The sequence below is a fragment of the Pseudomonas sp. IT-P44 genome, assembly GCF_949768225.1.
GTDB classification, from domain to species: Bacteria; Pseudomonadota; Gammaproteobacteria; order Pseudomonadales; family Pseudomonadaceae; genus Aquipseudomonas; species Aquipseudomonas migulae.
Map to the genome: position 1 here is coordinate 1 of NZ_CATKQM010000024.1, position 25,841 is coordinate 25,841.

Sequence of the window (25,841 nt, forward strand, 5' to 3'; positions counted from 1 at the left end):
CCGAGCATTAGCGAGGCACCGAACGAAAGGGGCAAAAGCGCTTGGTTACTTGGCGCTTCTCCAAGTGACTCGCCGTAAGGGCGAAACCCATATCCGCCATCACCAAACCAATGGATATGTACACCAGCCAAAGCCCGTGCAACCCAGAATCCCCCACAACCCCAGCATTAATTCGAAACAATCTCGCCGCTCTTTACCGGCTAAAGTAGTCAAAATGCCTCTTTTTTTGACCGCCATCCGAGTCGAGATCCCTCCATGCGAATCCATCTGCGTCTGGTCGCCCTGAGCGCCCTGTTCATTTCGTCCCTGGCCCAGGCCGCCGACCTCATCCCCATCGAGGTCCACCGCGACGCCAACTGCGGCTGCTGCAAAAAGTGGATCAGCCACCTGGAGGCCAATGGCTTCAAGGTCGAGGATCACGTCGAAGCCAACATGAGCGAATTCAAGCAACAACACGGCGTGCCGCCACGCCTGGCGTCCTGCCACACCGGTTTGATCAACGGCAAATTCGTCGAAGGCCATGTCCCGGCCGATCAGGTGCTGGCCTTGACCAAGCGTGACGATCTATTGGGCGTGGCCGCGCCCGGCATGCCGATGGGTTCGCCCGGCATGGAAATGGACGGCATGAGCGACGCCTATCAGGTGATCGGCCTGAAAAAGGACGGCGCTGACGTGGTGGTGGCGGACTACCCCGCCGCCCATTGATGTCTGCAGCGTACATCGGGCTGTTTTTCGCCGCATTCGGTGCGGCGACCCTGCTGCCGTTGCAGTCCGAAGCGGTCCTGGTGGGGCTGTTGCTCAGCGAGCAGTACTGGCTCTGGTCGCTGCTGGCAGTTGCGACGCTGGGCAACGTGCTCGGCTCGCTGCTGAACTGGTGGTTGGGTCGCGGTATCGAGCGGTTTCGCGAGCGGCGCTGGTTTCCGGTCAGCCCACGCCATCTGGACAAGGCCCGCATTCATTATCAGCGCTACGGTCATTGGTCGTTGCTGTTGAGTTGGGTGCCTGTCATCGGTGACCCACTGACGCTGGTCGCCGGCGTCATGCGCGAACCGCTGGGGCGCTTCCTGCTGATCGTGACGCTCGCCAAAGGCGCCCGTTACGGCGTGCTGGCCCTGGCGACTTTGGGCTGGATCGGTTGAACCATCACCCGCCGCGATTGCCTGTGCTTAATGCCGCCCTAATCATGCCGATCCAGCATCGCCGATTTCCTCTGGAGTCCACCCATGCCCCTCGCACGCTCCCGCTGGCTACCGAGCCTGCTGCTGACCGCCGCACTGCCGGCCATCGCGGCCGAAGGTCCGGAATATGGCCCCGAACTGCAAGGCTTCGAATACCCCTATACGCTCAAGCATTTCGCCTTTGAGTCCCAGGGCCAGTCCCTGCAAATGGGCTACATGGACGTCGCCGCGCACGGCAAGGCGAACGGGCGCAGCATCGTGCTGATGCATGGCAAGAATTTCTGCGGCGCAACCTGGGACACGTCGATCAAGGCCTTGAGCGACGCCGGTTACCGGGTCATCGCGCCGGACCAGATCGGTTTCTGCACCTCCAGCAAACCGGACAATTATCAGTACAGCTTCCAGCAACTGGCGGCCAACACCCAACAACTGCTCAAAGCACTCGGCATCCAGAAAGCCAGCCTGCTCGGGCATTCCACGGGCGGCATGCTCGCCACCCGCTATGCGCTGCAATATCCCGAGCAGGTCGAACAACTGGCGATGGTCAACCCAATCGGTCTTGAAGACTGGAAAGCCCTCGGCGTGCCGTATCGCACGGTGGATCAATGGTACGAGCGTGAGCTCAAGGTGACGGCGCAAGGCATTCACGACTATCAGCGCAACACTTATTACGACGGCCGCTGGAAACCCGAATTCGACCGCTGGGTAGACATGTACGCAGGTATGGCCAAAGGCCCGGGCAAAACCCGGGTGGCGTGGAACTCGGCACTGATTTACGACATGATCTTCACCCAGCCGGTGTACTACGAATTCAAGGACCTGAAGGTGCCGACGCTGTTGCTGATCGGCACTGCCGACTCCACGGCCATCAACAAGGACATCGCCTCACCCGAGGTCAAAGCGAAAATCGGTCACTACGACGTACTCGGCAAACAGGTGGCGAAACTGATTCCTCACTCGACGCTGGTTGAATTCCCCGGCATGGGCCACGCGCCGCAAATGGAAGAACCGGCAAAATTCCACCAGGCCCTGCTCGCCTGGCTGAACAATTCCAACCCCGTTCATTGATGAGGTAAGGCGGATGGCTGTGCAGATTGCGGTACTCGATGACTGGCAGGATGTGGCGCGGCAGGTGGTTGACTGGTCGGCACTGGACGCCATCGGCCAGGTGAGTTTCATCCATGACTACCCGGCGGATAACGAAACGCTGGCAGCACGGCTGGCCGGGTTTGAAGTGATCTGCGTAATGCGCGAGCGCACACGGTTCGATGAAGACCTGTTGCGTCGGCTACCGACCCTCAAACTGCTGGTCACCGGCGGCATGCGCAACGCTGCCCTCGACCTGAAAGCCGCTGCCGCGCTTGGCATTCAGGTCAGCGGCACCGACAGTTACAAACACGCCGCGCCGGAACTGACCTGGGCGCTGATCATGGCTGCCACCCGCAACCTGGTCGTGGAAGCCAACGCCCTGCGTGCAGGTAAATGGCAACAAGGGCTGGGTGGCGACCTGCACGGCAAGACCCTGGCGATTCTCGGTTTGGGCAGCATTGGCCAGCGAGTCGCCCAGTTCGGCCAGGTGTTCGGCATGCGGGTGATCGCCTGGAGCGAAAACCTCACAGCCGAACGCGCCGCCGAAGTGGGCGTGACCTACGTCAGCAAGCAGGCGTTGTTCGAACAGGCCGACGTGTTGTCGGTGCATCTGGTGCTCAGCGACCGCAGTCGCGGCTTGGTCGACGCGCAAGCGCTGGACTGGATGAAACCCACCGCACTGCTGGTCAACACGGCTCGCGGGCCGATTGTCGATGAGGCGGCGCTGATCAAGGCGTTGCAAAAACGACGGCTGGCCGGTGCGGCACTGGACGTGTTCGAGCAGGAACCCTTGCCGGCTCATCACCCGTTCAGGACGCTGGAGAATGTGCTGGCGACGCCGCATGTCGGGTACGTCAGCCAGCAGAACTACCATCAGTTCTTTTCGCAAATGATCGAGGACATTCAGGCCTGGTCAGCTGGAGAGCCGATCCGGTTGCTCAGCTGATACCCGGTCATCGTTCATCGCCGGCCAACCGGCGATGAACGCACTACAAATCTAACTGGCCCTCACCGCGACAAACGCCGCCGTCACATAAGGCACCGTCACCACATCCTTGCCCCGCAATTCGGGCTCTGCGGCGATCAGCCCGCGAATTTGCCCATCCACCTTCACCCGCTCCTGCGCGGATAAAGCCGCGACAAAACTAGTGGACACCCAGATCCACCACGAACCTGTGCGCGCGTGCCTCGAAAAGACCGCCAGAAAGAAATGAATAATTGTTCACCCTGCGGTGTTCATGACAGCGAAGACTCATCATTTCGGCCTGCGGGATAACACCTTGCGTGCATGTTGCCGGGGCGTGGTTGAACTGAAACGAATAAACCAGTGGAGATCATCCATGAATACCCGTCTTACTGTTTTTACCGTTCAGCTACTGCTCGCCTTTGCGTTGTCCGCTACCCTTGCATTGGCCAATGGTGAAGATGACGCACCGGCCAGGCCCAACTGCCCGAAAGGCCAGGTCTTCGACTCCAGGTCGCAAAAATGCGTGAGGCAGACCAGCGGCGAGGTATCCGATGCCGACCGCACCGATTACGCCTATCGGTTGGCAAAGGACGGTCGCTACGAGGAAGCCCTGGCACTGCTCGACACGCTGAAAGAACCCGACACCGCCAAGGCGCTCAACTATCGCGGCTACGCTACGCGTAAACTGGGGCGCACCGACGAGGGCATCGGTTACTACCTGCAATCGGTCAAACTCGACCCGCAGTACGCGCAAGTCCGCGAGTACCTCGGCGAGGCGTATGTGATCAAGGGTCGGCTGGATCTCGCCCAGGAGCAGTTGCAGCAGATAAAATCGATCTGCGGCAGCACCTGCGAGGAGTACCGGGACCTGGCTGAAGCCATCAACGATTCATCGAAAACCTGACAGGACGGAGGTCGCCATCGCCAGCGATCAGGCAATACGGGCAGAGCTGGGTCAGCACCTGGCGCGGTTATGGCGCTACGGCCTGCTGCTGTCCCGGCAGCGGCATGTCGCCGAAGACCTGGTGCAGGCCACCTGCGTGCGGGCGCTTGAGTGTGCCGGGCAATTTGCCCCCGGCAGCCGCCTGGACCGCTGGCTGCTGAGCATTCTGCATTCGATCTGGCTCAACGAAGTGCGCTCGCGCCGGGTGCGTCAGGGCCAGGGGCTGGTGGATGCCGACAACGCCTTGTCGTTCGACGGTGAATACGCCGCGCAAACTCACGTGCTCGCCACGCAGGTGATTCGGCGCGTCGATGCGCTACCTGAAGCGCAACGCGAAACGGTATTTCTGGCCTACGTGGAGGGCCTGTCCTATCGCGAAGTCGCCGAAGTCCTGGACGTGCCCATCGGCACGGTCATGAGCCGCCTGGCCGCGGCGCGGGCGAAACTGGCCGAGTACCCGCCCTTGCACGCGGTGTCGAACCCTTCCACAGGAGAACGTCGATGAACGATCACACGATGCCTACGGACGAGCAACTGGTGGCCTACCTCGACGACCAACTCGATAGCGATCAGCGCAGCCGCATCGACGCAGTCATCGCCGAAGACTCGATGCTCAACCTGCGCCTTCAATGGCTGGCCCGCAGCAGCCTGCCGTTCAAGGCCGCCTACGACGAACTGGCGCAACAGGCGCCCGTGGACCGCCTGCAAGCGATGCTCGACACCTTGCCCTCGCCTGCCCGGCCCGCGATAAATCGGCGCAGGTTCCTCGCGGCGGCAGCCGGCCTGGTGTTGAGCGGCGTGCTCGCGGACCGGTTGTTCCTTGGCTGGCAGGCGAGCCAGCACAAATCCAGCTGGCGAGGGCTGGTGGCGGACTACATGTCGATGTACGTGCCGCAAACCCTGGAACACTTGCCCAGCGACGAAGCCACTCAGCGCGCGCAATTGCACACCATCGACGCACGCCTGGGGCTGCGCCTTTTGCCGGCTCAACTGAGCCTGCCACGCGTTGAGCTCAAACGCGCACAAATCCTCGAATACGACGGCATGCCCATCGCCCAGATTACGTATCTGGACCCGGCGCACGGCCCCATGGCGTTGTGCGTCACCCGCTCAAACAGTGGCAGTCGCCACTTCGCCCACGAGCGTCGGCACGGAATGAACGTGGTGTATTGGGCGGACATGGAACATGCGTGGATGCTGATCGGGCACAACCCGGCGTCGGAGCTGGAGGAGATGGCGAAGGTGTTGCGCAGTCGGCTAAGCGCGTGACCTGTAGGAGCCGGCTTGCTGGCGATGGGGCCATCAGACATTGCGTTGAATTCAAGGACGCCATCGCCGGCAAGCCGGCTCCTACACAGGTTTTTCGGCGGTCATCAGGCCGGGATCGGTAACCACAAACGGAACCGTGCGCCGCCCAGCGGAGACGGTTCGACGGTGAGCGTACCGCCCTGTGCCTCCAGCGCCCGCCGACTGATCGCCAATCCCAGGCCAAAGCCGCCAGTCGCCCGATCGCGACTGCGATCCAGTCGATAAAACGGCTCGAAAATCCGCTCGCGTTCGTCATCGGGAATGCCGATCCCATCGTCATCGACCCAGATTTCACACCCCTTGGCACAGACCTGAACCCCGATCTGAATACGCTTCTCGCAATAGCGCATCGCGTTGCGCAGCAGGTTCTGAATCGCCCGGGCAGTCAGCCGAGGGTCGAGTGTGAAGCGTTCGAGCTGGCCGTGAAGCAGCACGTCGATCACGATTTCAGGGGATTCCAGCTCCTCATCGACACTGCCCAGAATGCTGTCGATGAACTCATCCAGCGACACTTCCACCTGTTCCGGTAGCCGGGCCGGATTTTGCAAGCGGCTATAGGACAGCAGCTCCAGCACCAACTCATCCAGTTCACGAATGTGCGCGACCAGCCCTTGCAGGCGCTCCCGACTGGCAGCCGGCAAATCGTCGGACAGTGCCAGCGCGAGGCCAAAATCCAGGCGGGTCAGCGGTGTGCGCAACTCGTGAGAAACCGCGTTGAGCAAATCCCGCTGCTGGTTCAGCAGGTTTTCGATATCGCCGGCCATGGTGTCGAAAACGTTGGCCAGGCTGCCGATGTTGGAGTGGGTGGGGATCTGGGTGCGCTCGCTCAAATGCCCCTTGCCGAAGCGCTCAGCCGTGCCTTTGAGCCGCTCCAGGTCGCGCCAGTGCGGGCGCAGCCACAGCAACAGGCACGCGAGCATGGTCGCGCCGATCAGCACGTTGATGCTCCAGTACAGCAAATTCACGTCCAGCGGGTCCGGCGGCACGACCATTTGCACGACGGTTTGCGAGTTCAACGGTGCCACCGCCAGCGTGCGCCAGCCCCAGTCGCCGATGCGCACGACATTCTCGCCACGCTGCAAACGTTTCTGTTCCGCCAGGGTCAGGCCGTCATCGTCATTGCGGCTGAGGACGATGTGCAGCGGGTTGAATTCCTTGTCCATCTCGGCCGCCAACGCTGGCCACTGCGTTTCGGGCACGGCGTGAAACTGCTTGACGATCAGCGACTGCAACCCGCGCGAGTAATCGAGGTTGTAGGTGACAAAGCGCTCCTGGAAGACCTTGATCACCACGTCCGGTACCAGGTAGATCGCCGCGCTGTACGAAATGATCGTCACCAGGTACAGGCGAAAGAGGATTCTGAACATCGCCTCAGCATTCCCACTCGGAACGGCTGAACAGGTAACCCTTGCCCCACACGGTCTTGATCTTGCGCGCCTCGCCGGCGTGGTCGTCGAATTTGCGTCGCAGTTTGGAAATCGCCACGTCCACCGAGCGGTCGGTGCCGTTGAATTCGATGCCGCGCAGGCGTTGCAGAATCTGGTCGCGGCTCAACACTTCGCCGGCATGCCGGGCCAGCACCACCAGCAAGTTGTATTCGCCGCTGGACAGCTCGACCAGTTGTTCACGCCAGGTCACGGTGCGTTCGGACAGGTCGATGCACAAATTGCCCATGAGGATGCGGTCATTGGCCGTCTGCGGTTCGCTGAGGCTGCTGCGGCGCAACAGTGTACGAACGCGGGCCAGCAACACGCGGGGTTCGCAGGGTTTGGTGACGTAGTCATCGGCGCCCATTTCCAGGCCCAGCACCTGATCGTGGCTGTCGTCACGGGCAGTGAGCATCAGGATCGGCAGCGTGGCCGAATCCGCGCGCAACAAGCGACAGACTTGCAGGCCGTCGAGCCCCGGCAACATCAGGTCGAGGATCACCAGGTCCGGCGGATTGACCCGCGCGCGCTCGCGCACGTGGTCGCCGCGGCTGATCACGCTGACGGAGTAGCCGTTGCGTTCCAGATAGCTGGAAATCAACTCGGAGAGCGCGGTGTCGTCTTCGACCAGGAGGATGTTGGGCATGGGTGTTTCCAGAGAGTGCAGTGGCGGCTGTTCAGGCCTCTTCGCGGGCAAGCCTCGCTCCTACAGGGATTGTTGTCGGTCATGGATTTCGCGGACGACACAAATCCTGTAGGAGCGAGGCTTGCCCGCGAAGGCGGCCTGACAGGCGCAATAAATTTCAAGCCGTGAAGGATATACGCCCTCACCCGTGCCTGAGCAAAACCATTACACAATTTCACACAGCACCAACAAAGCTTCACCGCTACCCTCGTCGCCTCCCCGTAGGATGCGGGAGTTCATTATTGGGGTATTTACATGTCGAAGAACCTGCTTGCCAAGCTCAGCCTGCTTGCCCTGGCGTTGACGCTGAGCGCGTGTGACAAATCCACGAGCGCTGAAGAGCAGGCGCCGTTGGCCACCGTGCGCATCGAGACCATCAAACCGCGGCCCCTGTCGATCACCAGCGAATTGAGCGGACGGATCGCCGCGCCACGGATTGCCGAAGTGCGCGCCCGGGTCGCCGGCGTGGTGTTGCAACGCGCCTTCCACGAAGGCAGCGACGTGAAAAAAGGCGACGTGCTGTTCCGCATCGATCCGGCACCGTTCAAGGCTGACCTGGACAGCGCCGAAGCCTCGCTGCGCAAGGCCGAGGCCAACGCCTTCCAGGCCAGGCTGCAAGAACAGCGCTACGCCCAGTTGATCGAAGGCAATGCCATCAGCGGCCAGGATTACGACAACGCCCGGGCCGCTGTACGGCAAACCGCCGCTGAAGTCGCGGCCAATAAAGCCGCCGTGGATCGAGCGAAACTGAATCTCGGGTACGCCACCGTCACCGCCCCCATTTCCGGGCGCATCGGCCGCGCACTGGTCACCGAAGGCGCATTGGTCGGGCAGAACGAAACCACGCCGCTGGCATTGATCCAGCAGTTGAACCCGATTCATGCCGACCTCACCCAGTCGACCCGCGAACTCAACGACCTGCGCCGCGCCTTCCGTTCCGGCCAGTTGCAGGAAGTGGGTCAGGGTCAGGCCAAAGCCACGCTGATTCAGGATGACGGTAGCCTCTATCCGCTGCCGGGCAAGCTGCTGTTCACCGACATCACCGTCGACCCGGGCACCGGCCAGATCATCCTGCGCAGCGAGTTTCCCAACCCGGACCTCGACTTGCTGCCGGGCAGCTTCGTGCGGGTGCGCCTGGAACAAGCGGTGAACCAGCAAGGCATCAGCGTGCCGCAACGCGCCATTCAACGCGACAGCGCGGGTGTTGCGCAGGTGCTGGTGCTCGATGCGGAACTGCGCGTCGGCCAGCAAACCGTAGAGCTGGGCGCCGTGCAAAACGATCGCTGGATCGTCACCGCAGGCCTCAAGTCTGGCGACCGCATCGTCATCGAAGGCCTGCAACACGCCAAGCCCGGCGAGAAAGTACAGATCGACGACTCCCCTCTTCCACTTGCCCAGGTTTCTGGTCAGTAAGCAGGACGCTTTTCTATGCCGCAGTTCTTTATCGACCGCCCGGTGTTCGCCTGGGTGGTTGCCCTGTTCATCCTGCTGGCCGGTGCCCTGTCCATTCCGCAGTTGCCGGTGGCGCAGTACCCCGATGTCGCGCCACCGCAGATCGAAATCTACGCCGTGTACCCGGGCGCCTCGGCGCAAACCGTGGACGAAAGCGTGGTCAGCCTGATCGAGGAAGAGCTCAACGGCGCCGATCACCTGTTGTATTTCGAATCGCAAAGCAGCCTCGGCAGCGCCACGATCAAGGCGACTTTTCAACCGGGCACCAACCCGGAAATGGCCCAGGTCGATGTGCAGAACCGCCTGAAAGTCATCGAGTCGCGCCTGCCGCAAGCGGTCAATCAGCAAGGTTTGCAGGTGGAGAAAGTCTCCGCCGGTTTCCTGCTGCTGATCACCCTGACCTCCACTGACGGCAAACTCGACGACGTGGCGCTCAGCGATTACCTGGCGCGCAACGTGATGAACGAGATCAAGCGCCTGGACGGTGTCGGCAAGGCGCAGCTGTATGGCGCCGAGCGGGCGATGCGGATCTGGATCGACCCGCAGAAACTGATCGGTTTCAACCTGACACCGGCCGACGTCAACGCCGCCATCGTTGCGCAGAACGCCCAGGTTTCGGCCGGCAGCATCGGCGACCTGCCGACCCGCACCACCCAGGAAATCACCGCAACCGTTCTGGTCAAAGGCCAGCTGTCGACCCCGGAAGAATTCGCCGACATCGTGCTCAAGGCCAATCCGGACGGTTCCACCGTGCGCATCGGTGATGTGGCGCGGGTCGAGATCGGCAGCCAGGAATACCAGTTTGGCACGCGTCTGAACGGCAAGCCGTCCACCGCTGTCGGCGTGCAATTGTCCCCCGGCGCCAACGCCCTCAGCACTGCGACGCTGGTGCGGGCGAAGATGGATGAACTGGCGCGCTACTTCCCGGCGAATGTGGAATACAAGATCCCGTACGACACCTCGCCTTTCGTCAAAGTCTCGATCACCAAAGTGGTTTACACCCTAATCGAAGCGATGGTGCTGGTGTTCGCGGTGATGTTCCTGTTCCTGCAAAACTTCCGCTACACGCTGATTCCGACCCTCGTGGTGCCAGTGGCGCTGATGGGCACCTTTGCGACCATGCTCGCGCTGGGGTTCTCGATCAACGTACTGACCATGTTCGGCATGGTGCTGGCCATCGGCATTCTGGTGGACGACGCCATCGTGGTGGTGGAAAACGTCGAACGGATCATGGCCACCGAAGGCCTGTCGCCCAAAGAGGCGACGCGCAAAGCGATGAAGCAGATCACCGGGGCGATCATCGGCATCACTCTGGTGCTGGTCGCCGTGTTTATTCCAATGGCGTTCATGCAGGGTTCGGTCGGGGTGATCTACCGGCAATTCTCGCTGTCGATGGCCACCTCGATTCTGTTTTCGGCCTTCCTCGCCCTGACCTTGACCCCGGCGCTCTGCGCAACGCTGCTCAAGCCGATTGCCAAGGGCGAGCATCACGCCAAGGGCGGCTTCTTCGGCTGGTTCAACCGACGCTTCGAGCAACTGACCGAGCGCTATCAGGGCTGGGTCGCTTATGCGCTGAAACGCAGTGGTCGTTACCTGCTGATCTACGGCGTGCTGCTGATTGGTCTGGGGCTGTGCTTCAGCCGTCTGCCCTCTTCGTTCCTGCCGGTGGAGGATCAGGGTTACACCATCACTGACATTCAACTGCCACCCGGCGCGAGCAAAAATCGCACGGTGCAGGTGGTCGAGCAGATCGAAGCGCACAACGCCACCGAACCGGGCGTCGGCGACAGCACGGTGATTCTCGGCTTCAGCTTCTCCGGCAGCGGGCAAAACGCGGCGCTGGCGTTTACCACGTTGAAAGACTGGTCGGATCGCGGCAGCGACGACTCGGCGAGTTCGATTGCCGACCGCGCCAACATCGCGCTGAGCCAGATCAAGGACGCCATGGCGTTCTCGGTCCTGCCGCCGCCGGTGGACGGCCTCGGCACCTCCAGCGGTTTCGAGTTCCGCTTGCAGGACCGTGGCGGCCTCGGCCATGCCACGCTGATGCAGGCGCGTACCGCGTTGCTGGCGGCCGCCGAGAAAAGTCCGATCCTGATGAACGTGCGCGAAAGCGCGCTGGCCGAAGCGCCGCAGGTGCAACTGATCGTCGACCGTAAACAGGCGAATGCGCTGGGGGTTTCGTTTACCGACATCGGCAGCGTGCTGTCCACCGCTGTCGGTTCGGCTTACATCAACGACTTCCCCAATCAGGGGCGGATGCAGCGGGTGGTGGTCCAGGCTGAAGGCGATCAACGCAGTCAGGTCGCCGACCTGCTGAAGATCCACGTGCGCAACAGCAGCGGGAAAATGGTGCCGCTGTCCGCCTTCGTCCAGGCCAAATGGACTCAGGGCCCGGCCCAATTGACCCGTTACAACGGCTATCCGGCGATCAGTATTTCCGGCGAGCCAAAACCGGGTCACAGCACCGGTGAAGCCATGGCGGAAATCGAGCGACTGGTCGCGCAAGGGCCAGCGGGCCTGGGCCAGGAATGGACCGGGTTATCGCTGCAGGAACGGCTGTCCGGCAGCCAGGCGCCGATCCTGCTCGGGTTGTCGCTGTTGATCGTGTTCCTGTGCCTGGCGGCGTTGTATGAGAGCTGGTCGATTCCGACTTCGGTGCTGCTGGTGGTGCCGCTCGGTGTGCTCGGCGCGGTGTTGGCCGTGACCTTGCGCGGGATGCCCAACGACGTGTTCTTCAAGGTCGGGCTGATCACCATCATCGGCCTGTCGGCGAAGAACGCGATCCTGATCATCGAGTTCGCCAAGAGCCTGTACGACGAAGGCCACGACCTGATCGACGCCACCCTGCAAGCTGCGCGCCTGCGCCTGCGGCCAATCGTCATGACGTCCCTGGCGTTCATCCTCGGCGTCGTGCCGCTGGCGATCGCCACTGGCGCGAGCTCGGCAAGCCAGCAAGCCATCGGCACCGGGGTGATTGGCGGGATGATCACCGCGACACTGGCGGTGGTGTTTGTGCCGGTGTTTTTTGTGGTGGTGATGAAACTGGTGCGCAAACGCCACAAGAAAACCTGACCGCACACATCCCCCTTGTAGGAGCGAGGCTTGCCCGCGAAGGCGTTGTAACAGTCAATAATTAACTCGACTGACACACCGCCTTCGCGGGCAAGTCGGATCGCCGCACCGCACGCTCCTACAGGGAATTGTGTGGGCCCGACGGGCCACGCTGGGCTAAGGTGTTTGCATACCCTGGCCCATCGAGTTCACATGCCCTTCCTCGCCCGCACCCACCCTCGCCTGTCCGCCGCTGCGACCCTCGGCGTCGCGGTGGGCATTCTGGCTCCGGCCGATTCGATCATCAGCAAAATCCTCTTCGGCTGGAACGCCGGGGTCTGGTCGTATCTGGTGCTGATGCTCTGGCTCGCCGCCCGCGCCAAAGCGCCGGATGTGAAACGCATTGCCGAAGTCGAAGACGAGAACGCCGGGCTGGTGCTGTTCGTGGTGTGCATCGCCGCCATCGCCAGCCTGGCGACCATCACCTTCGAACTGGTCGGCAGCAAGGACCTGGAAACCACCCGCAAGCTGTTGCATTACGGGTTTACCGCACTGACCGTCATCGGTTCATGGCTGTTGATCGGGGTGATTTTCAGCGTGCATTACGCCCGTCTGTTCTACACCTGGGCCGGCAAAGACCCGGCGCTGCGCTTCGCTGAAGGGCTGACCACCCCCAATTATTGGGACTTCCTGTATTTCTCGTTCACCATCAGCGCGGCGGTGCAGACCTCCGATGTCGGCGTGGCCACTCGGGAATTGCGCAAGATTGTGCTCGCGCAGTCGCTGATCGGTTTTCTGTTCAACACCGCGATTCTCGGGTTCTCGATCAACATCGCTGCGGGCCTGTTCAACTGAGCCGTGCACAAACGTTCTAGGCATCGCCCGCGCCACGAGCGTTAAATAACCCGGCAATCCGTCTCGCAGGTGCAGCATGACCACTCACAACTGGATCGACCTGGCCCAGGACGCCGACACCGGCATCGAGACGCTGCGCGCGCATTTCGAGGGCCACGCCTACGATCCGCACTGGCATGACAGCTATCTGGTGGGCGTCACCGAGCAAGGGGTGCAGCAATTCAACTGCCGGCGGGCCAGGCACCAGAGCACGCCGGGCAAAGTGTTTTTGCTCGAACCGGGTGACATCCACGACGGCGAAGCACCGACGGTCGATGGTTTCACCTACCGCATGCTGTACCTCGACCCGCAGTGGTTGAAGCGCGAGCTCAGTGCCGTGTTCGACAACGCGCCGGACAACAGTCAATTGAGCTTCGCCAATACCCTGGCCACCGACGTGCGCCTGGCCCACGCCACCAGCCTGGCGTTTCAGGCGCTGCACAACGGCGAGCTGAAAATCGTCCGCCAGACGGCCCTCGACAGCCTGCTCGAACGCCTCACCACTCACCTGCACTGGCGTGCCCGTTATGGCGAAGACCCGCGATTGCCGTTGGTGGCGCAGAAGGCTCGGGAGTATCTGCACGCCCATGCCCACGAGGACATCGGCCTCGACCAACTGGCCGCCGCAACGGGCGTCGATCGCTTTCGCCTGACCCGCGCCTTCAAGGCTGCTTACGGCATCGCCCCGCACGCCTATCTGGTGCAATTGCGCCTGGCCACGGCCCGCAGAATGCTCGCCCGAGGCGAACAACCGGCCACGGTGGCCATGACGCTGGGGTTCGCTGACCAGAGTCATCTGGGCCGCTGGTTCGTGCGGGCTTACGGCCTGACACCCGCGTTGTATCGCAAGCGCTGCTCAAATCTTCCAGACAGTTGACCGTGGGATTGTGAAGATCGACTTCAATGATCTTCACCGGAGTTTGCCCGCGATGCTGTCCACTTTCCCGACGTTACTGCCCTTCCTGTTGTTTGCGTTCGTGGCGTCGATCACGCCCGGCCCGACCAACATTCTGGTGTTGAGCAACAGTGCCCGATACGGCTTGGTGGCCGCCGTGCCGATCATCTTCGGCGCCTGTGCCAGCGCCGCGACAATTGTGTTGTTGGTCGGCAGCGGTGCCGGGGCGTCGTTGACCGCTTGGCCCTTCGTGCAAACCGCGATGCAGTGGATCGGCGTCGCCTGGCTGAGTTACCTCGCCTGGCAGATTTTCAACGCCCCGGCAGAGGCCGTCACCACGCAAAATGCCGACGCCCGGCTCGGTCTTTTGGGCGCTGCCGGCCTGCAACTGATCAACCCGAAAACCTGGATGATGGCGCTGGCGGTTGTCAGTGTATTTGCCGGCGGCGGTGAACAGCGCCTGACCCATGTGATGGTGTTGTCGCTGGCGTTCTTTCTGATTTCCCTGCCCTGCCTTGGGGTCTGGGCATTGCTCGGCGCGGGCTCCACGCGCTGGTTGCGCTCACCTCGCTCAATGCAACGCTTCAATCGCAGCATGGCCCTGTTGCTGTTGGGATCGGCCTGGTTGAGTCTTTGGGCCTGAATCCCATTCGTCGGCCATTGTCGGACAATCGACGATGCGGGGCTTGACGGCGTATTTGCTTTTGGTGTCTTCTGAAACCGGTTTCAGTGCGATCTCAAACGCACGGACCTTATAACTCCAATAAGAAGGTTTCAGACCGTGAACGATTTCTCCGCCGCCCAGCGCAGCCGCGTGACCATGCTTGATGTCGCCGAACATGCCAAGGTCTCCAAGGCCAGCGTGTCGCGGTTCATCGGCGAGGATCGCGCCTTGCTATCCGATGCGATTGCGTTGCGCATCGAACAGTCGATTGCCGAACTGGGCTATCGCCCGAACCAGATGGCTCGCGGTCTGAAACGTGGACGAACCCGCCTGATCGGTATGCTGGTCGCCGACATCCGCAACCCTTATTCGATTGCCGTGATGCACGGGGTGGAAACCGCCTGCCGTCAACACGGCTACAGCCTGGTGGTGTGCAACACCGACCGCGATGACGAGCAGGAATGCCAGCACCTGGCCCTGCTCCGCTCGTACAACATCGAAGGGCTGATCGTGAACACCCTCGGCCACCACCGCGACGAATTGCAGGAACTGCACCGCGAGATGCCGCTGGTGCTGGTGGACCGCAAGGTCGAGCACCTCGAAAGTGACATGGTCGGGCTGGACAACCCGGCAGCGGTCGAGATCGCCATCGCCCACCTTGAAGAACGCGGTTACCGCGATGTGCTGCTGGTCACCGAACCGTTTGACGGCACCAGTTCGCGGATAGAACGGGTCAGCAGTTTCAAGGCACAGATTGCCCGGCGTTCGGCGCTGCGCGGAACGATGATCGAAACCGGCAGTGACCTCACCGCAAACCTCAAAACCTTTCTCGATACACCCGGCCCCGGCCCGAAGGCGCTGTTCTGCGCGAACGGGATTGCGGCGCTGGCCGCGACCCATGCGTTGCGCGAATTGCAGTGCACGTTGTTCGAGGATGTCGGCTTGATCGCCCTCGATGATCTGGATTGGTACCCGCTGGTGGGCAGCGGCATCACCGCCCTCGCCCAACCGACGACCGAGATGGGCGCGAGTGCGTTTGAATGCTTGCTCAAGCGCTTGCGCGGGGATGGCGGGCCGGTGCGGACGATGGATTTTTCGGCGCGGTTGATTGTGCGTGGGTCGACCCTGGGAAATTCTCGGTGAATGTTTCGGCCCCTTCGCGGGCAAGCCTCGCTCCTACAGGACACCGACAACCCGTAGGAGCGAGGCTTGCCCGCGAAAGGGCCCGAAAGACCACCACAAAACCTCATCCTTTTTTTTGAACAAAAATGAAACCGGTTTCAGAGGTCCATGACAATGCATAAACCACCCGTTTCCATCAGCCTCTCCAGCTACGGCGCCGACCTCGTCCGCCAGCGCGGTCAAGGCCATTTCATCGATATCCTCGCAGCTGCGGGCGCCAGCCACATCGAATGGCGCGAAGAATTGCTGACCGTTGAAGACCCCGCCCAACTGGCCGATGCCACCCAGGCGCAAGGCCTCGAAAGCGTGTACTCCTCGCCGATGGAATTGTGGCTGGCCGGCCAGTCGAAACCCAATCCGCAACTGATCACCGCCCTGCAACGCGCCCAGGCCTTCGGCGCCAAATGGCTGAAGGTGTCCCTCGGTTACTTCACCGACACCAGCGACCTGCAAACCCTCGCCCGGATCCTGGGCAAAAGCGCCGTGCAACTGCTGGTGGAAAACGATCAGACCCTGCACGGTGGTCGCATCGAACCGTTCCAGCGTTTTTTCGCAGCGGTCGAGCAACACAATATGCCGATCAAAATGACCTTCGACATCGGCAACTGGCACTGGCAGGACCAGTCCGCCAGCAGCGCCGCGCGCCTGCTCGGGCGTCACGTCGGCTACGTGCACTGCAAAGCCGTGTCACGCCGGGCCGATGGCAAACTGGTTGCCATGCCGCCTGCTGCCGGCGACCTGCATTCGTGGGAACAACTGCTGCGGCACATGGCCCAAGGCGTGATGCGGGCCGCGGAATATCCGCTGCAAGCCGATGACCTGGTGCAGCTCACCACCGAGCATGTCGCCGCCCTCGCCCACTTGGGGCAAGCACGCCTGGAGAGCGCTCATGTCTGAGATCGATATCCTGTCGTTCGGCGAAACCATGGCGATGTTTGTCGCCGATCAAAATGGCGACCTCGCCAACGTCGACCACTTTCACAAACGCATTGCCGGGGCCGACAGCAACGTCGCCATCGGCTTATCGCGACTGGGGTTCAAGGTGACGTGGCTGAGCCGGGTCGGTGACGACTCTCTGGGCCGCTTCGTAATCGACACCTTGAAAAAGGAAGGCCTGGATTGCAGTAACGTTGCCCTCGATGCCGCACACCCGACCGGGTTTCAGCTCAAGTCACGTACCGACGATGGCGACGATCCCAGGGTCGAGTACTTTCGGCGCGGTTCGGCGGCGAGTCATTTGTCGCCGCAGTCGATCATCCCCGAACTGCTCAAGGCGCGGCACTTGCACGCCACCGGCATTCCTCCGGCGCTGTCCGAAACGGCGCGACAGATGTCTTTCGAACTGATGACGCGCATGCGCGAAGCCGGGCGCAGCGTGTCCTTCGACCCGAACCTGCGCCCGAGCCTGTGGGCCAGCACGCAACAGATGATCAGCGAAATCAACCGCCTCGCCGCCCTCGCCGACTGGGTGCTGCCGGGTTTGAGTGAAGGTCGTTTGCTGACCGGCTATGAAGACCCGGCTGACATCGCCGCGTTTTACCTCGACCAGGGCGCCGAAGCGGTGGCGATCAAGCTCGGCCCGCACGGCGCGTATTACCGCACGCGTCTGGATGACGGTTTCGTGGCGGGTGTGCCCGTGGAAACGGTGGTCGACACGGTCGGTGCCGGTGACGGGTTTGCCGTCGGCATGATCAGCGCGCTGCTGGAAAACCACAGCGTTGCCGACGCCGTGAAACGCGCCAACTGGATTGGCAGCCGTGCGGTACAGAGTCGTGGAGATATGGAGGGGTTGCCGACCCGATCCGAGATGTCCATCGAATTCGAGACCGCTGTTCGCGGGCAAGCCTCGCTCCTACAGGTTTAGCGCGAACCTGTAGGAGCGAAGCTTGCTCGCGAAGAGGCCATCACTACCACTGCAAAAGCTTGATCTGACCCGTTACCTGCTGCGACAAAAACAACAAGCTCAGGAGCACCACTCATGAAAACCGCAACGCTCGCCACCCGCCGCTGGTGGTACATCATGCCCATCGTGTTCATCACCTACAGCCTGGCGTACCTGGACCGCGCCAACTACGGATTCGCCGCCGCCTCCGGGATGGCCGCAGACCTGATGATCACGCCTGGCCTGTCGTCGATGCTCGGCGCACTGTTCTTCCTCGGCTACTTTTTCTTCCAGGTGCCCGGCGCGATCTACGCGCAAAAACACAGTGTGAAGAAGCTGATTTTCGTCAGCCTGATCCTCTGGGGCAGCCTGGCGACGCTCACAGGGATCGTCTCCAACGCCTACTGGCTGATCGTCATTCGCTTCATGCTCGGCGTGGTCGAAGCCGCGGTGATGCCAGCGATGCTGATCTACCTGTGCCACTGGTTCACCCGTGCCGAACGCTCGCGGGCCAACACTTTCCTGATCCTCGGCAACCCGGTGACCATGCTCTGGATGTCGGTGGTGTCGGGCTATCTGGTGCAGCATTACAGCTGGCGCTGGATGTTTATCATCGAAGGTTTGCCGGCAGTGCTCTGGGCGTTTATCTGGTGGCGCCTGGCGGATGATCGTCCGGCCCAGGCCAAGTGGCTCAGCGACGCCGAAAAGCACGATCTGGAAAGCGCCCTCGCCGCCGAACAGGTGGGCATCAAGGCGGTGAAGAACTACGCCGAAGCCTTCCGCTCGCCGAAAGTGATCATCCTGGCCCTGCAATTTTTCTGCTGGAGCATCGGCGTCTACGGCTTCGTGCTGTGGCTGCCGTCGATCCTCAAGGCCGGCGCGCAAATGGACATGGTCGAAGCCGGCTGGCTGTCGGCGCTGCCGTATCTGGCGGCGGTGATCGGGATGCTGCTGGTGTCCTGGGGCTCGGACAAACTGCAAAAGCGCAAACGCTTTGTCTGGCCGCCGCTGCTGATCGCCTCGATTGCGTTCTACGGATCGTACGCGCTGGGCGCCGAACATTTCTGGTGGTCGTACACCCTGCTGGTGATTGCCGGGGCCTGCATGTACGCGCCTTACGGACCGTTCTTCGCGATCATCCCGGAAATCCTCCCGGCCAACGTCGCCGGTGGCGCCATGGCGTTGATCAACAGCATGGGCGCGCTCGGCTCGTTTGGCGGCTCTTATCTGGTCGGTTACCTGAACAGCTCCACCGGTTCGCCGGGCGCGTCTTACCTGCTGATGAGCGGCGCGCTGATGTTTTCGGTGGTGCTGACGATTCTCCTCAAGCCCGGCGCCAGCGACCGGGAACGTCCTGCGGTTGCGCAAACACGCCCGACCGCCGCCCATCCTTGAATTGATGCAGAGATGAATACGATGAAAAAGCAGGTCGTGCTGTACAAGAAACTCTCACCGTTGCTGATGGCTCGCCTGCATGAGCAGACCGACGTGACGCTGATCGACAACCTCGACGCCGATGGCCTGGCGCAACTGCGCGAGGCCCTGCCCCGCGCTCACGGGTTGCTCGGTGCCAGTCTGAAACTGGACGCGGGCCTGCTGGATCTGGCGCCGAATCTACGCGCCATTGCCAGCGTTTCGGTGGGCGTCGACAACTACGACATCGACTACCTGACCGAGCGGCGAATCCTGCTCAGCAACACCCCGGACGTGCTCACCGAAACCACCGCCGACACCGGTTTTGCGCTGATCCTCGCGACGGCCCGGCGCGTGGTGGAACTGGCGAACATGGTTCGTGCCGGCCAGTGGAACCGCAACATCGGCCCCGTGCATTTCGGCAGCGATGTGCACGGTAAAACCCTGGGCATCATTGGCATGGGGCGGATCGGCGAAGCGTTGGCCCAACGCGGGCATTTCGGTTTCGGCATGCCGGTGATCTATCACAGCCACTCGCCGAAACCGGCGGTGGAACAGCGCTTCAATGCGCAATACCGCAGCCTGCCGGAGCTGTTGCAGCAGGCCGATTTCGTTTGCCTGACATTGCCGCTGACAGTGGAAACCGAGGGGCTGATCGGTGCTGAACAGTTTGCGCTGATGCGTCCAGAGACGATCTTCATCAACATTTCACGGGGCAAAGTGGTGGACGAAACGGCGCTGATCGAAGCGTTGCGTTCCGGGCAGATTCGCGCGGCGGGGCTGGATGTGTTCGAACGCGAACCGCTGAACCCGGACTCGCCGTTGTTGCAACTGAACAACGTGGTGGCGACGCCGCACATTGGCTCGGCGACCCATGAAACGCGCGAAGCGATGGCGACGTGTGCGGTGGACAATCTGCTGGCAGCGTTGACGGGTGAGCGGCCGAAGAATCTGGTGAATACCCGGGCGTGGAAGGATTAAGAGATTCGGCGCCTGCAAGTCAGTCTTCGCGGGCAAGCCTCGCTCCTACAGTAGTTCGCGATGCCCCGGTAGGAGCGAGGCTTGCCCGCGAAGAGGCCCTCAGGCGCGCCGAGCTTCCAAAAGATCCGCCGCACACAACGCAATCCGTCGACACGCATCCGCCAGTTTCCGTTGATCCACCACCAACCCGATCCGGATGTGCCCCGCCGCGCTCGGCCCGAACGCTTCGCCGGCCAGCACCGAAACGCCATAGCCCTCCAGTAGCCGCTCGGCGAAGTGCTGGGCAGACAACCCGGTCTGGCGCACATCAACCATCACAAACATCCCGCCATCCGGCCGTACCGCCCGCACCCCCGGGCACGCACTCAGGCTCGCGCACACCAGGTCACGGCGTTGACGGTATTCTTCGCGCATCATCGCCACTTCCGGCAGATCACCCTCCAGCGCAACCTGCGCCGCCTTCTGCACAAAGTCCGGAATGCCGAACAGCATGCACAACGACAGATGTTCCAGATGGTCAATCAAGGGTTTGGGCCCGATCACCCAACCGACCCGCCAGCCGCTCATGGCGTGGGATTTCGACAGGCTGTTGAGCGTCGCGGTGCGCTCGGCCATGCCGGGCAGGCTCGCCGGGCTGATGTGCTCGCCCTCGTACAACAGATCGCTGTAAACCTCGTCACTGATCAGCCACAGGTTGTGCCGAATGCACAGCGATGCCAGTTCCTGCCAGATCTTCAGCGACAGACTGGCACCGGAAGGGTTGTTCGGACTGTTGAGCAAAAGCGCGCGGGTTTTCGGCGTGATCAGCGCCGCGACATCCGTCGGATCAACGCGAAAGCCGTTCTCCGGACGCACCGCCACCGGCACCGCTTTCGCCCCGCAGGCACCGAACACGCCTTCATAAGTCACGTACATCGGTTCGGCGACGATCACTTCATCGCCCGGATCAAGCAGGCATTGCACGACCGAATACACCCCGCACTGGGCGCCGGGCGTCACAATCACCTGATCCGCATCGACCTCCTGACCGCTGCAACGCCGGTGACGGTTGACGATGCTGTCGCGTAGCCCGCGACTGCCGCGCACTTGCGAGTAATGCGTGTCGCCAGCCAACAGGCTGTCAATGCATGCCTGGACGATGGGACGCGGCGTATCGAAGTCCGGATCACCCACCGACAACAGCAACACATCGACGCCCTGCTCTCGTAATTCCAATGCTCGGTAATGAATCTGCCAGGCCGCAGCGCCGTCTCCGGCAATTCGTTGGGTCAAGGCTGAATAGCGCATGTATTTCTCCAATCGCGCGTGTTCCTAGTCTCAACCCTATCTCAAATCACGAAACGCGCCACCATGGCATTCAAATCAACAGCCAGGCGCGACAGTTCGTGGGTGGCAGCGCTGGTCTGGTTGGCCCCGGCAGCGGACTGGGTCGCCAGGTCGCGGATGTTCACCAGGTTGCGGTCAACTTCGCGGGACACCTGCGCCTGCTCTTCGGACGCGCTGGCAATTACCAGGTTGCGTTCGTTGATCAGATGGATCGACTGGGTGATCTGCTCCAGCGCGACACCGGCGGCTCGGGCCATTTCCAGGGTGCTGTGGGTGCGCTGATTGCTTTGCTGCATCGACGACACCGCCTCCCCCGTACCGTTCTGGATGCCGGCGACCATCTTCTCGATTTCCTGAGTCGATTGCGCCGTGCGATGCGCCAACGCCCGCACCTCGTCCGCCACCACCGCAAAACCACGCCCGGCTTCACCGGCACGGGCCGCTTCAATCGCGGCGTTCAGTGCCAGCAGGTTGGTCTGTTCGGCAATGGCGCGAATCACGTCCAGCACCTTGCCGATGTCCCGGCCCTGAGCGGCCAGGCCTTCGATCATCAGCGAGGTGTTCTGCACGTCGTGGGTCATGGTCTGGATCGCATCGACGGTTTCCACCACGCGGTCGCGACCTTCACGAGCAGCCTGGGTCGACTGGTTCGAGGCTTCGGAAGTCGACACGGCGTTGCGCGCCACTTCTTCCACGGCAGCGGTCATTTCGTTGACAGCGGTGGCGGCTTGTTCGATTTCATTGTTTTGCTGTTGCAGACCGCGGGACGCTTCTTGCGTGACCGTGCTCAGCTCTTCGGCGGCGGCGCCCAGTTGCGTGGCTGAACCGGCGATCTGCTCGATGGTTTTGCGCAAACTGGCCTGCATGGTGGACAAGGCGCCGAGCAAACGGGCCGGTTCATCCTTGCCATCGACTTCAATGACGTTGCGCAGGTTGCCGCCCGCGATGGTTTCAGCAGCCTGCAATGCACGGTTCAGCGGGGTGACGATGCTGCGGGTCAACAGCCAGGCCAGCAACACGGTCATCAGTGCGGCGATCACCGCAACGACCACGATGCCGGTGATGGCGTTGCTGTAGTGTTCGCCCGCTTCGGCCGATGCGGTCTTGGCGTCGCTGGTGTTGAGTGCCACCAGTTTATTGAGCTGCTCGCCCATCTGGTCGGTGCCGTCCTTGATCCGCGTATTGATCAGGGTGCGCATCTCATCCAGCTTGTTCTGCCGCGACAGTTCCATCATCTGGTTCTGCGCTTGCATATAGGTGTCGAGGGTGGCGGTGAACGTCTTGTATAGCGCGGCTTCTTCCGGCGGGGCGGGCAAGGCTGCGTAGCTGGCCTGGGCGCTGCGCAGCTTGTCGGTGAGGACGCCGATGCGAGTCTGGGCTTCTTGCAATGCGGCGGGTTCGCGGTTGACCAACACCCGGAACGAGAGGATGCGCATGCGCAGGACGTTTTCCGTCATGTTGCCCAAAAACCCGATGCTGGGCAGTTGCGTCGTCTCCATATCGACCGAGGCCTGGCGAATGGTCGTCATGCGGCTCACGGCAAATACACCCAGCACGATGACCAGCAAGGCAATGAAGGCAAAACCCAGGAAAGCTCGAGGCGCGATGTTCAGATTACGCAGGGACATAGGACGATACTCGGGTGATTGAGTCTTCGAGCGTCCTTGCCGTGATCACTGGCGGGCGGGCATTGAGGCGCACCGCTCAGGCTGGCGCCACTGTTGTAATAGGTTTGTGTGCGCCTGATATCTGTATCGGCTGGGGTTGAGGATTTTTGCGGGGATTTGCGAAATATATTTCAAGGGATTACGAGTGTTTCATCCGTGAAACACTGATCTTTGGTTCGCCGCGTCCCCCTGTAGGAGCGAAGCTTGCTCGCGAAGGTCGTCAACGATGACGCAGGTTGCCTGGATGAACGCGTTGCCCTCACGTTCTTCGCGAGCAAGCTTCGCTCCTACAATGGCCGTGGGGTATTCAGGTTTTGCGTTTGGCGATACGCCAGACCCGGGCGATGTCGCTCGCGCGCTCACGCAACAACCGTGGCGCCTCGGTGCACGCCTGCTCCAGGGTCATCGGCCCGCTAGCCAAGGCAAACGCGGCGTCGATGCCATGCGCGTACAGGGCCTGATAACCCTCGCCCAAGGTGCCGGCGATGACGATGACCGGTACGCCGTGTTGCCCGGCGATGCGTGCGACACCAAACGGTGTCTTGCCGCGCAGGGTTTGCGCATCGAAGCGGCCTTCGCCGGTGATCACCAGGTCGGCGCCCTTGACCGCATCGGCCAGTCCGACCAATTCGGCGACCACTTCAACCCCGGCCTTGAACTGCGCGCCCAGGAAGGCCTTGGCGGCAAACCCCAGGCCACCCGCCGCGCCGCTGCCCGGCTCGTCACGCACGTCATTGCCGAGAACCTGGGCGCAAAGCCCGGCGAAGTGCCCGAGGGCGCGATCCAGCTGCTCGACCTGCGCTGCCGTTGCGCCTTTTTGCGGGCCGAAAATCGCAGAGGCTCCGTGGGGGCCGCACAGTGGATTGTTGACGTCGGCGGCGATGTCGAAGCGCACGTCGGTCAGACGCGGATCGATGTCACTGAGATCGATGCGCGCCAGTTGCGCCAGTGCCAATCCGCCGGGCGCCAGGGTTTGGCCTTGTGCATCGAGCAGTTTCACGCCCAGCGCTTGCATCGCCCCCGCGCCGCCGTCGTTGGTGGCGCTGCCGCCAATCGCCAGGATCACCCGTTGCGCCCCGGCGTCGAGTGCCGCGCGGATCAACTCACCGGTGCCGAAGGTGCTGCTGATGCACGCATCGCGCTGCCCCGGCGGAACGAGTTGCAGGCCGCTGGCCTCGGCCATCTCGATGATGGCGGTGAGGCTCTGGGGCAACCAGCCCCACGCGGCGTCGACCGTTGTGCCCAGCGGCCCTTTGACGCGGGTGCGACGCAGTTGACCTTCGCAGGCAGCCAGAATCGACTCGACCGTGCCTTCGCCACCATCAGCCATTGGGCATTTGACCAGTTGCGCGTCCGGCCAGACTTCAACCAGACCAAGGGCAATGGCATCGGCCACGCCTTGTGCGCTGAGGCTGTCCTTGAACGAATCGGGGGCGATGACGATTTTCATGCGAATTCTCCAGTTCCAATGCCCCCATGCTGCCAGCCGGCCTGAACAATAACGCCGGTCCGCTGCACAAGTGGCACGGAGGATTATTGTTCATTTTCACAAAACGACAGGTTTACGCATCCCCCTGTAGGAGCCGGCTTGCTGGCGATGCGTGCGACGCGGTGAATCAGGAACACCGCGTTGAATCGATCGCCAGCAAGCCGGCTCCTACAGGGGCGGTGTTGTTTCGGTTTGTGGGAGTAGCTGCACGCCGAGGTACAGCGCCAGCATGCCATCGAGGCGCAACGGGTCGACGCCGCTGAGCTCGGCAATCCGCTCCATCCGGTAACGCAGGCTGTTGCGGTGAATGCCCAGCGCATCGGCGCAGGCCTGGCTCTGGCCATCGTGATCGCACCAACTGCGCAGCGTCGCCAGCAATTGGCCGTTGCCGTCCTTGGCGATGACTTTGCGCAAGGGCTTGAGCAATTCGTCCAGCGCATCATCGTTGCGATGGCGCCAGAGCATCACCGGCAATCGATAACGGGTCAGCGTCAACAGACGAGAATGCGGCAGTACATCGCGCCCATAGGCCAGCAAGTCGCCGACCCGCCGATAGCAACGGCGCAAACCCGACAAGCCATCGGCCTGCCCGCCCACGGCGATGCGCAAGATATTCCAGCCGAGGCCGTCGAGCTTCTCCAGCAAGCGGTCGTTCTCGATCGCCTGGTTGGCCGGCCGGCACCACAGCAACGACGACTTGGCCGAGCTTACGCACCAACTGTCCGGGTAACGCGAGGTCAGCCAGGCGCTCAGTGCGTCGACGGTTTGCCCCGGACCGTGCTCCATTCCCAGCTCGAACAAATACGGCACCCGCGTCAGTTGCGGCTTGAGCCCTAGCTGTTGCGCCTCATCGATCAAGCGCGGCGAATCCCCTGCCTCGCTGAGCAGCAACGCCAGCAAATCATCGCAACGCTGGCGCCGCCATTGCTGCTCGGCCTGCTGATTGCGCTGGCCCACCAGCATCTCGGCGGTCATGCGCACCAGTTCGGCGTAGGTGCGCAATTGTTCGGGTTCGCCGGTGATGCCGAGCACGCCAATCAGCCGTTGATCGAGCAACAGCGGCAGGTTGATACCCGGTTGTACGCCCTTGAGGTGGATAGCGGTTTGCGCATCGATTTCCACCACCCGCCCGTTGGCCAGTACCAGTTGCGCGCCTTCGTGCCGGGTGTTGACCCGCTCCGGTTCACCACTGCCGAGAATCAACCCCTGGCTGTCCATGACGTTGACGTTGTAAGGCAGGATGGCCATCGCCCGGTCGACGATGTCCTGGGCCAGGTCGTGATCGAGTTCGAACATTGTGGTGGTCCTTCAAAGCGCGGTTGTTCACCCGCACAGGGCTTGGTTG

The 25,841-nt window shown here is 62.1% G+C and carries 23 protein-coding genes and 1 pseudogene; 17 read left to right on the forward strand and 7 right to left on the reverse strand.

The window, feature by feature from the left end:
- Positions 1-255 precede the first annotated feature (255 nt).
- The 4 genes from ACM6IO_RS13510 (at position 256) to ACM6IO_RS13525 (ending at position 3,213) form a co-directional block, all read left to right on the forward strand.
- Entirely contained in the window at positions 256-705 is a 450-nt protein-coding gene (locus ACM6IO_RS13510) for a DUF411 domain-containing protein (RefSeq protein WP_414911621.1), read from the forward strand.
- Complete coding sequence (locus ACM6IO_RS13515) at positions 705-1,139, forward strand: YqaA family protein (protein WP_414911622.1); 435 nt, start codon at positions 705-707, stop codon at positions 1,137-1,139. Before ACM6IO_RS13510 ends, ACM6IO_RS13515 begins: the two co-directional genes overlap by 1 nt.
- 84 nt (positions 1,140-1,223) lie before the next feature.
- Positions 1,224-2,246, forward strand: a complete 1,023-nt coding sequence (locus ACM6IO_RS13520; RefSeq protein ID WP_192229989.1) for an alpha/beta fold hydrolase — start codon at positions 1,224-1,226, stop codon at positions 2,244-2,246.
- A 13-nt stretch (positions 2,247-2,259) separates the two neighbouring features.
- Positions 2,260-3,213 carry a D-2-hydroxyacid dehydrogenase family protein gene (locus tag ACM6IO_RS13525; RefSeq protein ID WP_008036836.1) on the forward strand — a complete coding sequence of 318 codons (954 nt, stop codon included), beginning with the start codon at positions 2,260-2,262 and terminating at the stop codon, positions 3,211-3,213.
- Between the two features lie 51 nt (positions 3,214-3,264).
- On the opposite strand, the pseudogene ACM6IO_RS13530 reads toward ACM6IO_RS13525, so the two are convergent.
- Positions 3,265-3,420, reverse strand: a pseudogene (locus ACM6IO_RS13530) (SAM-dependent methyltransferase); the annotation flags it as partial.
- A gap of 187 nt (positions 3,421-3,607) precedes the next feature.
- Here ACM6IO_RS13530 and ACM6IO_RS13535 point away from each other — a divergent pair.
- From ACM6IO_RS13535 to ACM6IO_RS13545, 3 genes are read left to right on the forward strand one after another with little or no spacing between them, the layout of a single operon-like run.
- Complete coding sequence (locus ACM6IO_RS13535; protein WP_192227075.1) at positions 3,608-4,138, forward strand: tetratricopeptide repeat protein; 531 nt, start codon at positions 3,608-3,610, stop codon at positions 4,136-4,138.
- A 46-nt stretch (positions 4,139-4,184) separates the two neighbouring features.
- Positions 4,185-4,682, forward strand: coding sequence for an RNA polymerase sigma factor (locus ACM6IO_RS13540; protein ID WP_414911782.1), 498 nt, complete (start codon positions 4,185-4,187; stop codon positions 4,680-4,682).
- Positions 4,679-5,446, forward strand: a complete 768-nt coding sequence (locus tag ACM6IO_RS13545; protein WP_008036838.1) for an anti-sigma factor family protein — start codon at positions 4,679-4,681, stop codon at positions 5,444-5,446. The genes ACM6IO_RS13540 and ACM6IO_RS13545 overlap by 4 nt, the downstream gene beginning before the upstream one ends.
- A 104-nt stretch (positions 5,447-5,550) precedes the next feature.
- Here ACM6IO_RS13545 and ACM6IO_RS13550 read toward each other — a convergent pair whose 3' ends face one another.
- Positions 5,551-6,852, reverse strand: a complete 1,302-nt coding sequence (locus tag ACM6IO_RS13550) for an ATP-binding protein (protein WP_008031131.1) — start codon at positions 6,850-6,852, stop codon at positions 5,551-5,553.
- A 4-nt stretch (positions 6,853-6,856) separates the two neighbouring features.
- Positions 6,857-7,558 carry a response regulator transcription factor gene (locus tag ACM6IO_RS13555; protein ID WP_008031130.1) on the reverse strand — a complete coding sequence of 234 codons (702 nt, stop codon included), beginning with the start codon at positions 7,556-7,558 and terminating at the stop codon, positions 6,857-6,859.
- Between the two features lie 294 nt (positions 7,559-7,852).
- Between ACM6IO_RS13555 and ACM6IO_RS13560 the strand changes: the two genes are divergently transcribed.
- The 10 genes from ACM6IO_RS13560 to ACM6IO_RS13605 all read left to right on the forward strand — a co-directional run bounded on the left by ACM6IO_RS13560 (position 7,853) and on the right by ACM6IO_RS13605 (position 20,014).
- Complete coding sequence (locus tag ACM6IO_RS13560) at positions 7,853-9,010, forward strand: efflux RND transporter periplasmic adaptor subunit (protein ID WP_414911623.1); 1,158 nt, start codon at positions 7,853-7,855, stop codon at positions 9,008-9,010.
- Between the two features lie 15 nt (positions 9,011-9,025).
- Positions 9,026-12,124, forward strand: a complete 3,099-nt coding sequence (locus tag ACM6IO_RS13565; protein ID WP_414911624.1) for a multidrug efflux RND transporter permease subunit — start codon at positions 9,026-9,028, stop codon at positions 12,122-12,124.
- A 192-nt stretch (positions 12,125-12,316) separates the two neighbouring features.
- A complete protein-coding gene (locus ACM6IO_RS13570; RefSeq protein WP_414911625.1) occupies positions 12,317-12,958 on the forward strand; it encodes a DUF1345 domain-containing protein in 642 nt (213 codons plus the stop codon).
- 76 nt (positions 12,959-13,034) lie between these two features.
- Positions 13,035-13,874 (forward strand): AraC family transcriptional regulator, encoded by an 840-nt coding sequence (locus ACM6IO_RS13575; protein ID WP_192227070.1) that lies wholly within the window; start codon positions 13,035-13,037, stop codon positions 13,872-13,874.
- A 52-nt stretch (positions 13,875-13,926) separates the two neighbouring features.
- Complete coding sequence (locus tag ACM6IO_RS13580) at positions 13,927-14,535, forward strand: LysE family translocator (RefSeq protein WP_414911626.1); 609 nt, start codon at positions 13,927-13,929, stop codon at positions 14,533-14,535.
- 138 nt (positions 14,536-14,673) lie between these two features.
- Entirely contained in the window at positions 14,674-15,699 is a 1,026-nt protein-coding gene (locus tag ACM6IO_RS13585) for a LacI family DNA-binding transcriptional regulator (RefSeq protein WP_414911627.1), read from the forward strand.
- Between the two features lie 153 nt (positions 15,700-15,852).
- On the forward strand, positions 15,853-16,635 hold the full coding sequence (locus ACM6IO_RS13590) for a sugar phosphate isomerase/epimerase family protein (RefSeq protein ID WP_414911628.1): 783 nt from the start codon (positions 15,853-15,855) through the stop codon (positions 16,633-16,635).
- Complete coding sequence (locus ACM6IO_RS13595) at positions 16,628-17,602, forward strand: sugar kinase (RefSeq protein ID WP_414911629.1); 975 nt, start codon at positions 16,628-16,630, stop codon at positions 17,600-17,602. Before ACM6IO_RS13590 ends, ACM6IO_RS13595 begins: the two co-directional genes overlap by 8 nt.
- 114 nt (positions 17,603-17,716) lie before the next feature.
- Positions 17,717-19,015, forward strand: coding sequence for an MFS transporter (locus ACM6IO_RS13600; RefSeq protein WP_008036856.1), 1,299 nt, complete (start codon positions 17,717-17,719; stop codon positions 19,013-19,015).
- Between the two features lie 21 nt (positions 19,016-19,036).
- Positions 19,037-20,014, forward strand: coding sequence for an NAD(P)-dependent oxidoreductase (locus ACM6IO_RS13605; RefSeq protein WP_414911783.1), 978 nt, complete (start codon positions 19,037-19,039; stop codon positions 20,012-20,014).
- 99 nt (positions 20,015-20,113) lie between these two features.
- On the opposite strand, the gene ACM6IO_RS13610 is transcribed toward ACM6IO_RS13605, so the two are convergent.
- The 4 genes from ACM6IO_RS13610 to ACM6IO_RS13625 form a co-directional block, all read right to left on the reverse strand.
- Positions 20,114-21,301, reverse strand: coding sequence for a pyridoxal phosphate-dependent aminotransferase (locus ACM6IO_RS13610; RefSeq protein ID WP_414911630.1), 1,188 nt, complete (start codon positions 21,299-21,301; stop codon positions 20,114-20,116).
- Positions 21,302-21,342: 41 nt separating this feature from the next.
- The gene (locus tag ACM6IO_RS13615; protein WP_414911631.1) at positions 21,343-22,968 is read right to left on the reverse strand and encodes a methyl-accepting chemotaxis protein; all 1,626 of its coding nucleotides are present in this window, start codon (positions 22,966-22,968) and stop codon (positions 21,343-21,345) included.
- Between the two features lie 346 nt (positions 22,969-23,314).
- Positions 23,315-24,457 carry a glycerate kinase gene (locus ACM6IO_RS13620; RefSeq protein WP_414911632.1) on the reverse strand — a complete coding sequence of 381 codons (1,143 nt, stop codon included), beginning with the start codon at positions 24,455-24,457 and terminating at the stop codon, positions 23,315-23,317.
- A 207-nt stretch (positions 24,458-24,664) separates the two neighbouring features.
- The gene (locus tag ACM6IO_RS13625; RefSeq protein ID WP_008031099.1) at positions 24,665-25,792 is read right to left on the reverse strand and encodes a sugar diacid recognition domain-containing protein; all 1,128 of its coding nucleotides are present in this window, start codon (positions 25,790-25,792) and stop codon (positions 24,665-24,667) included.
- Positions 25,793-25,841: the final 49 nt, after the last annotated feature.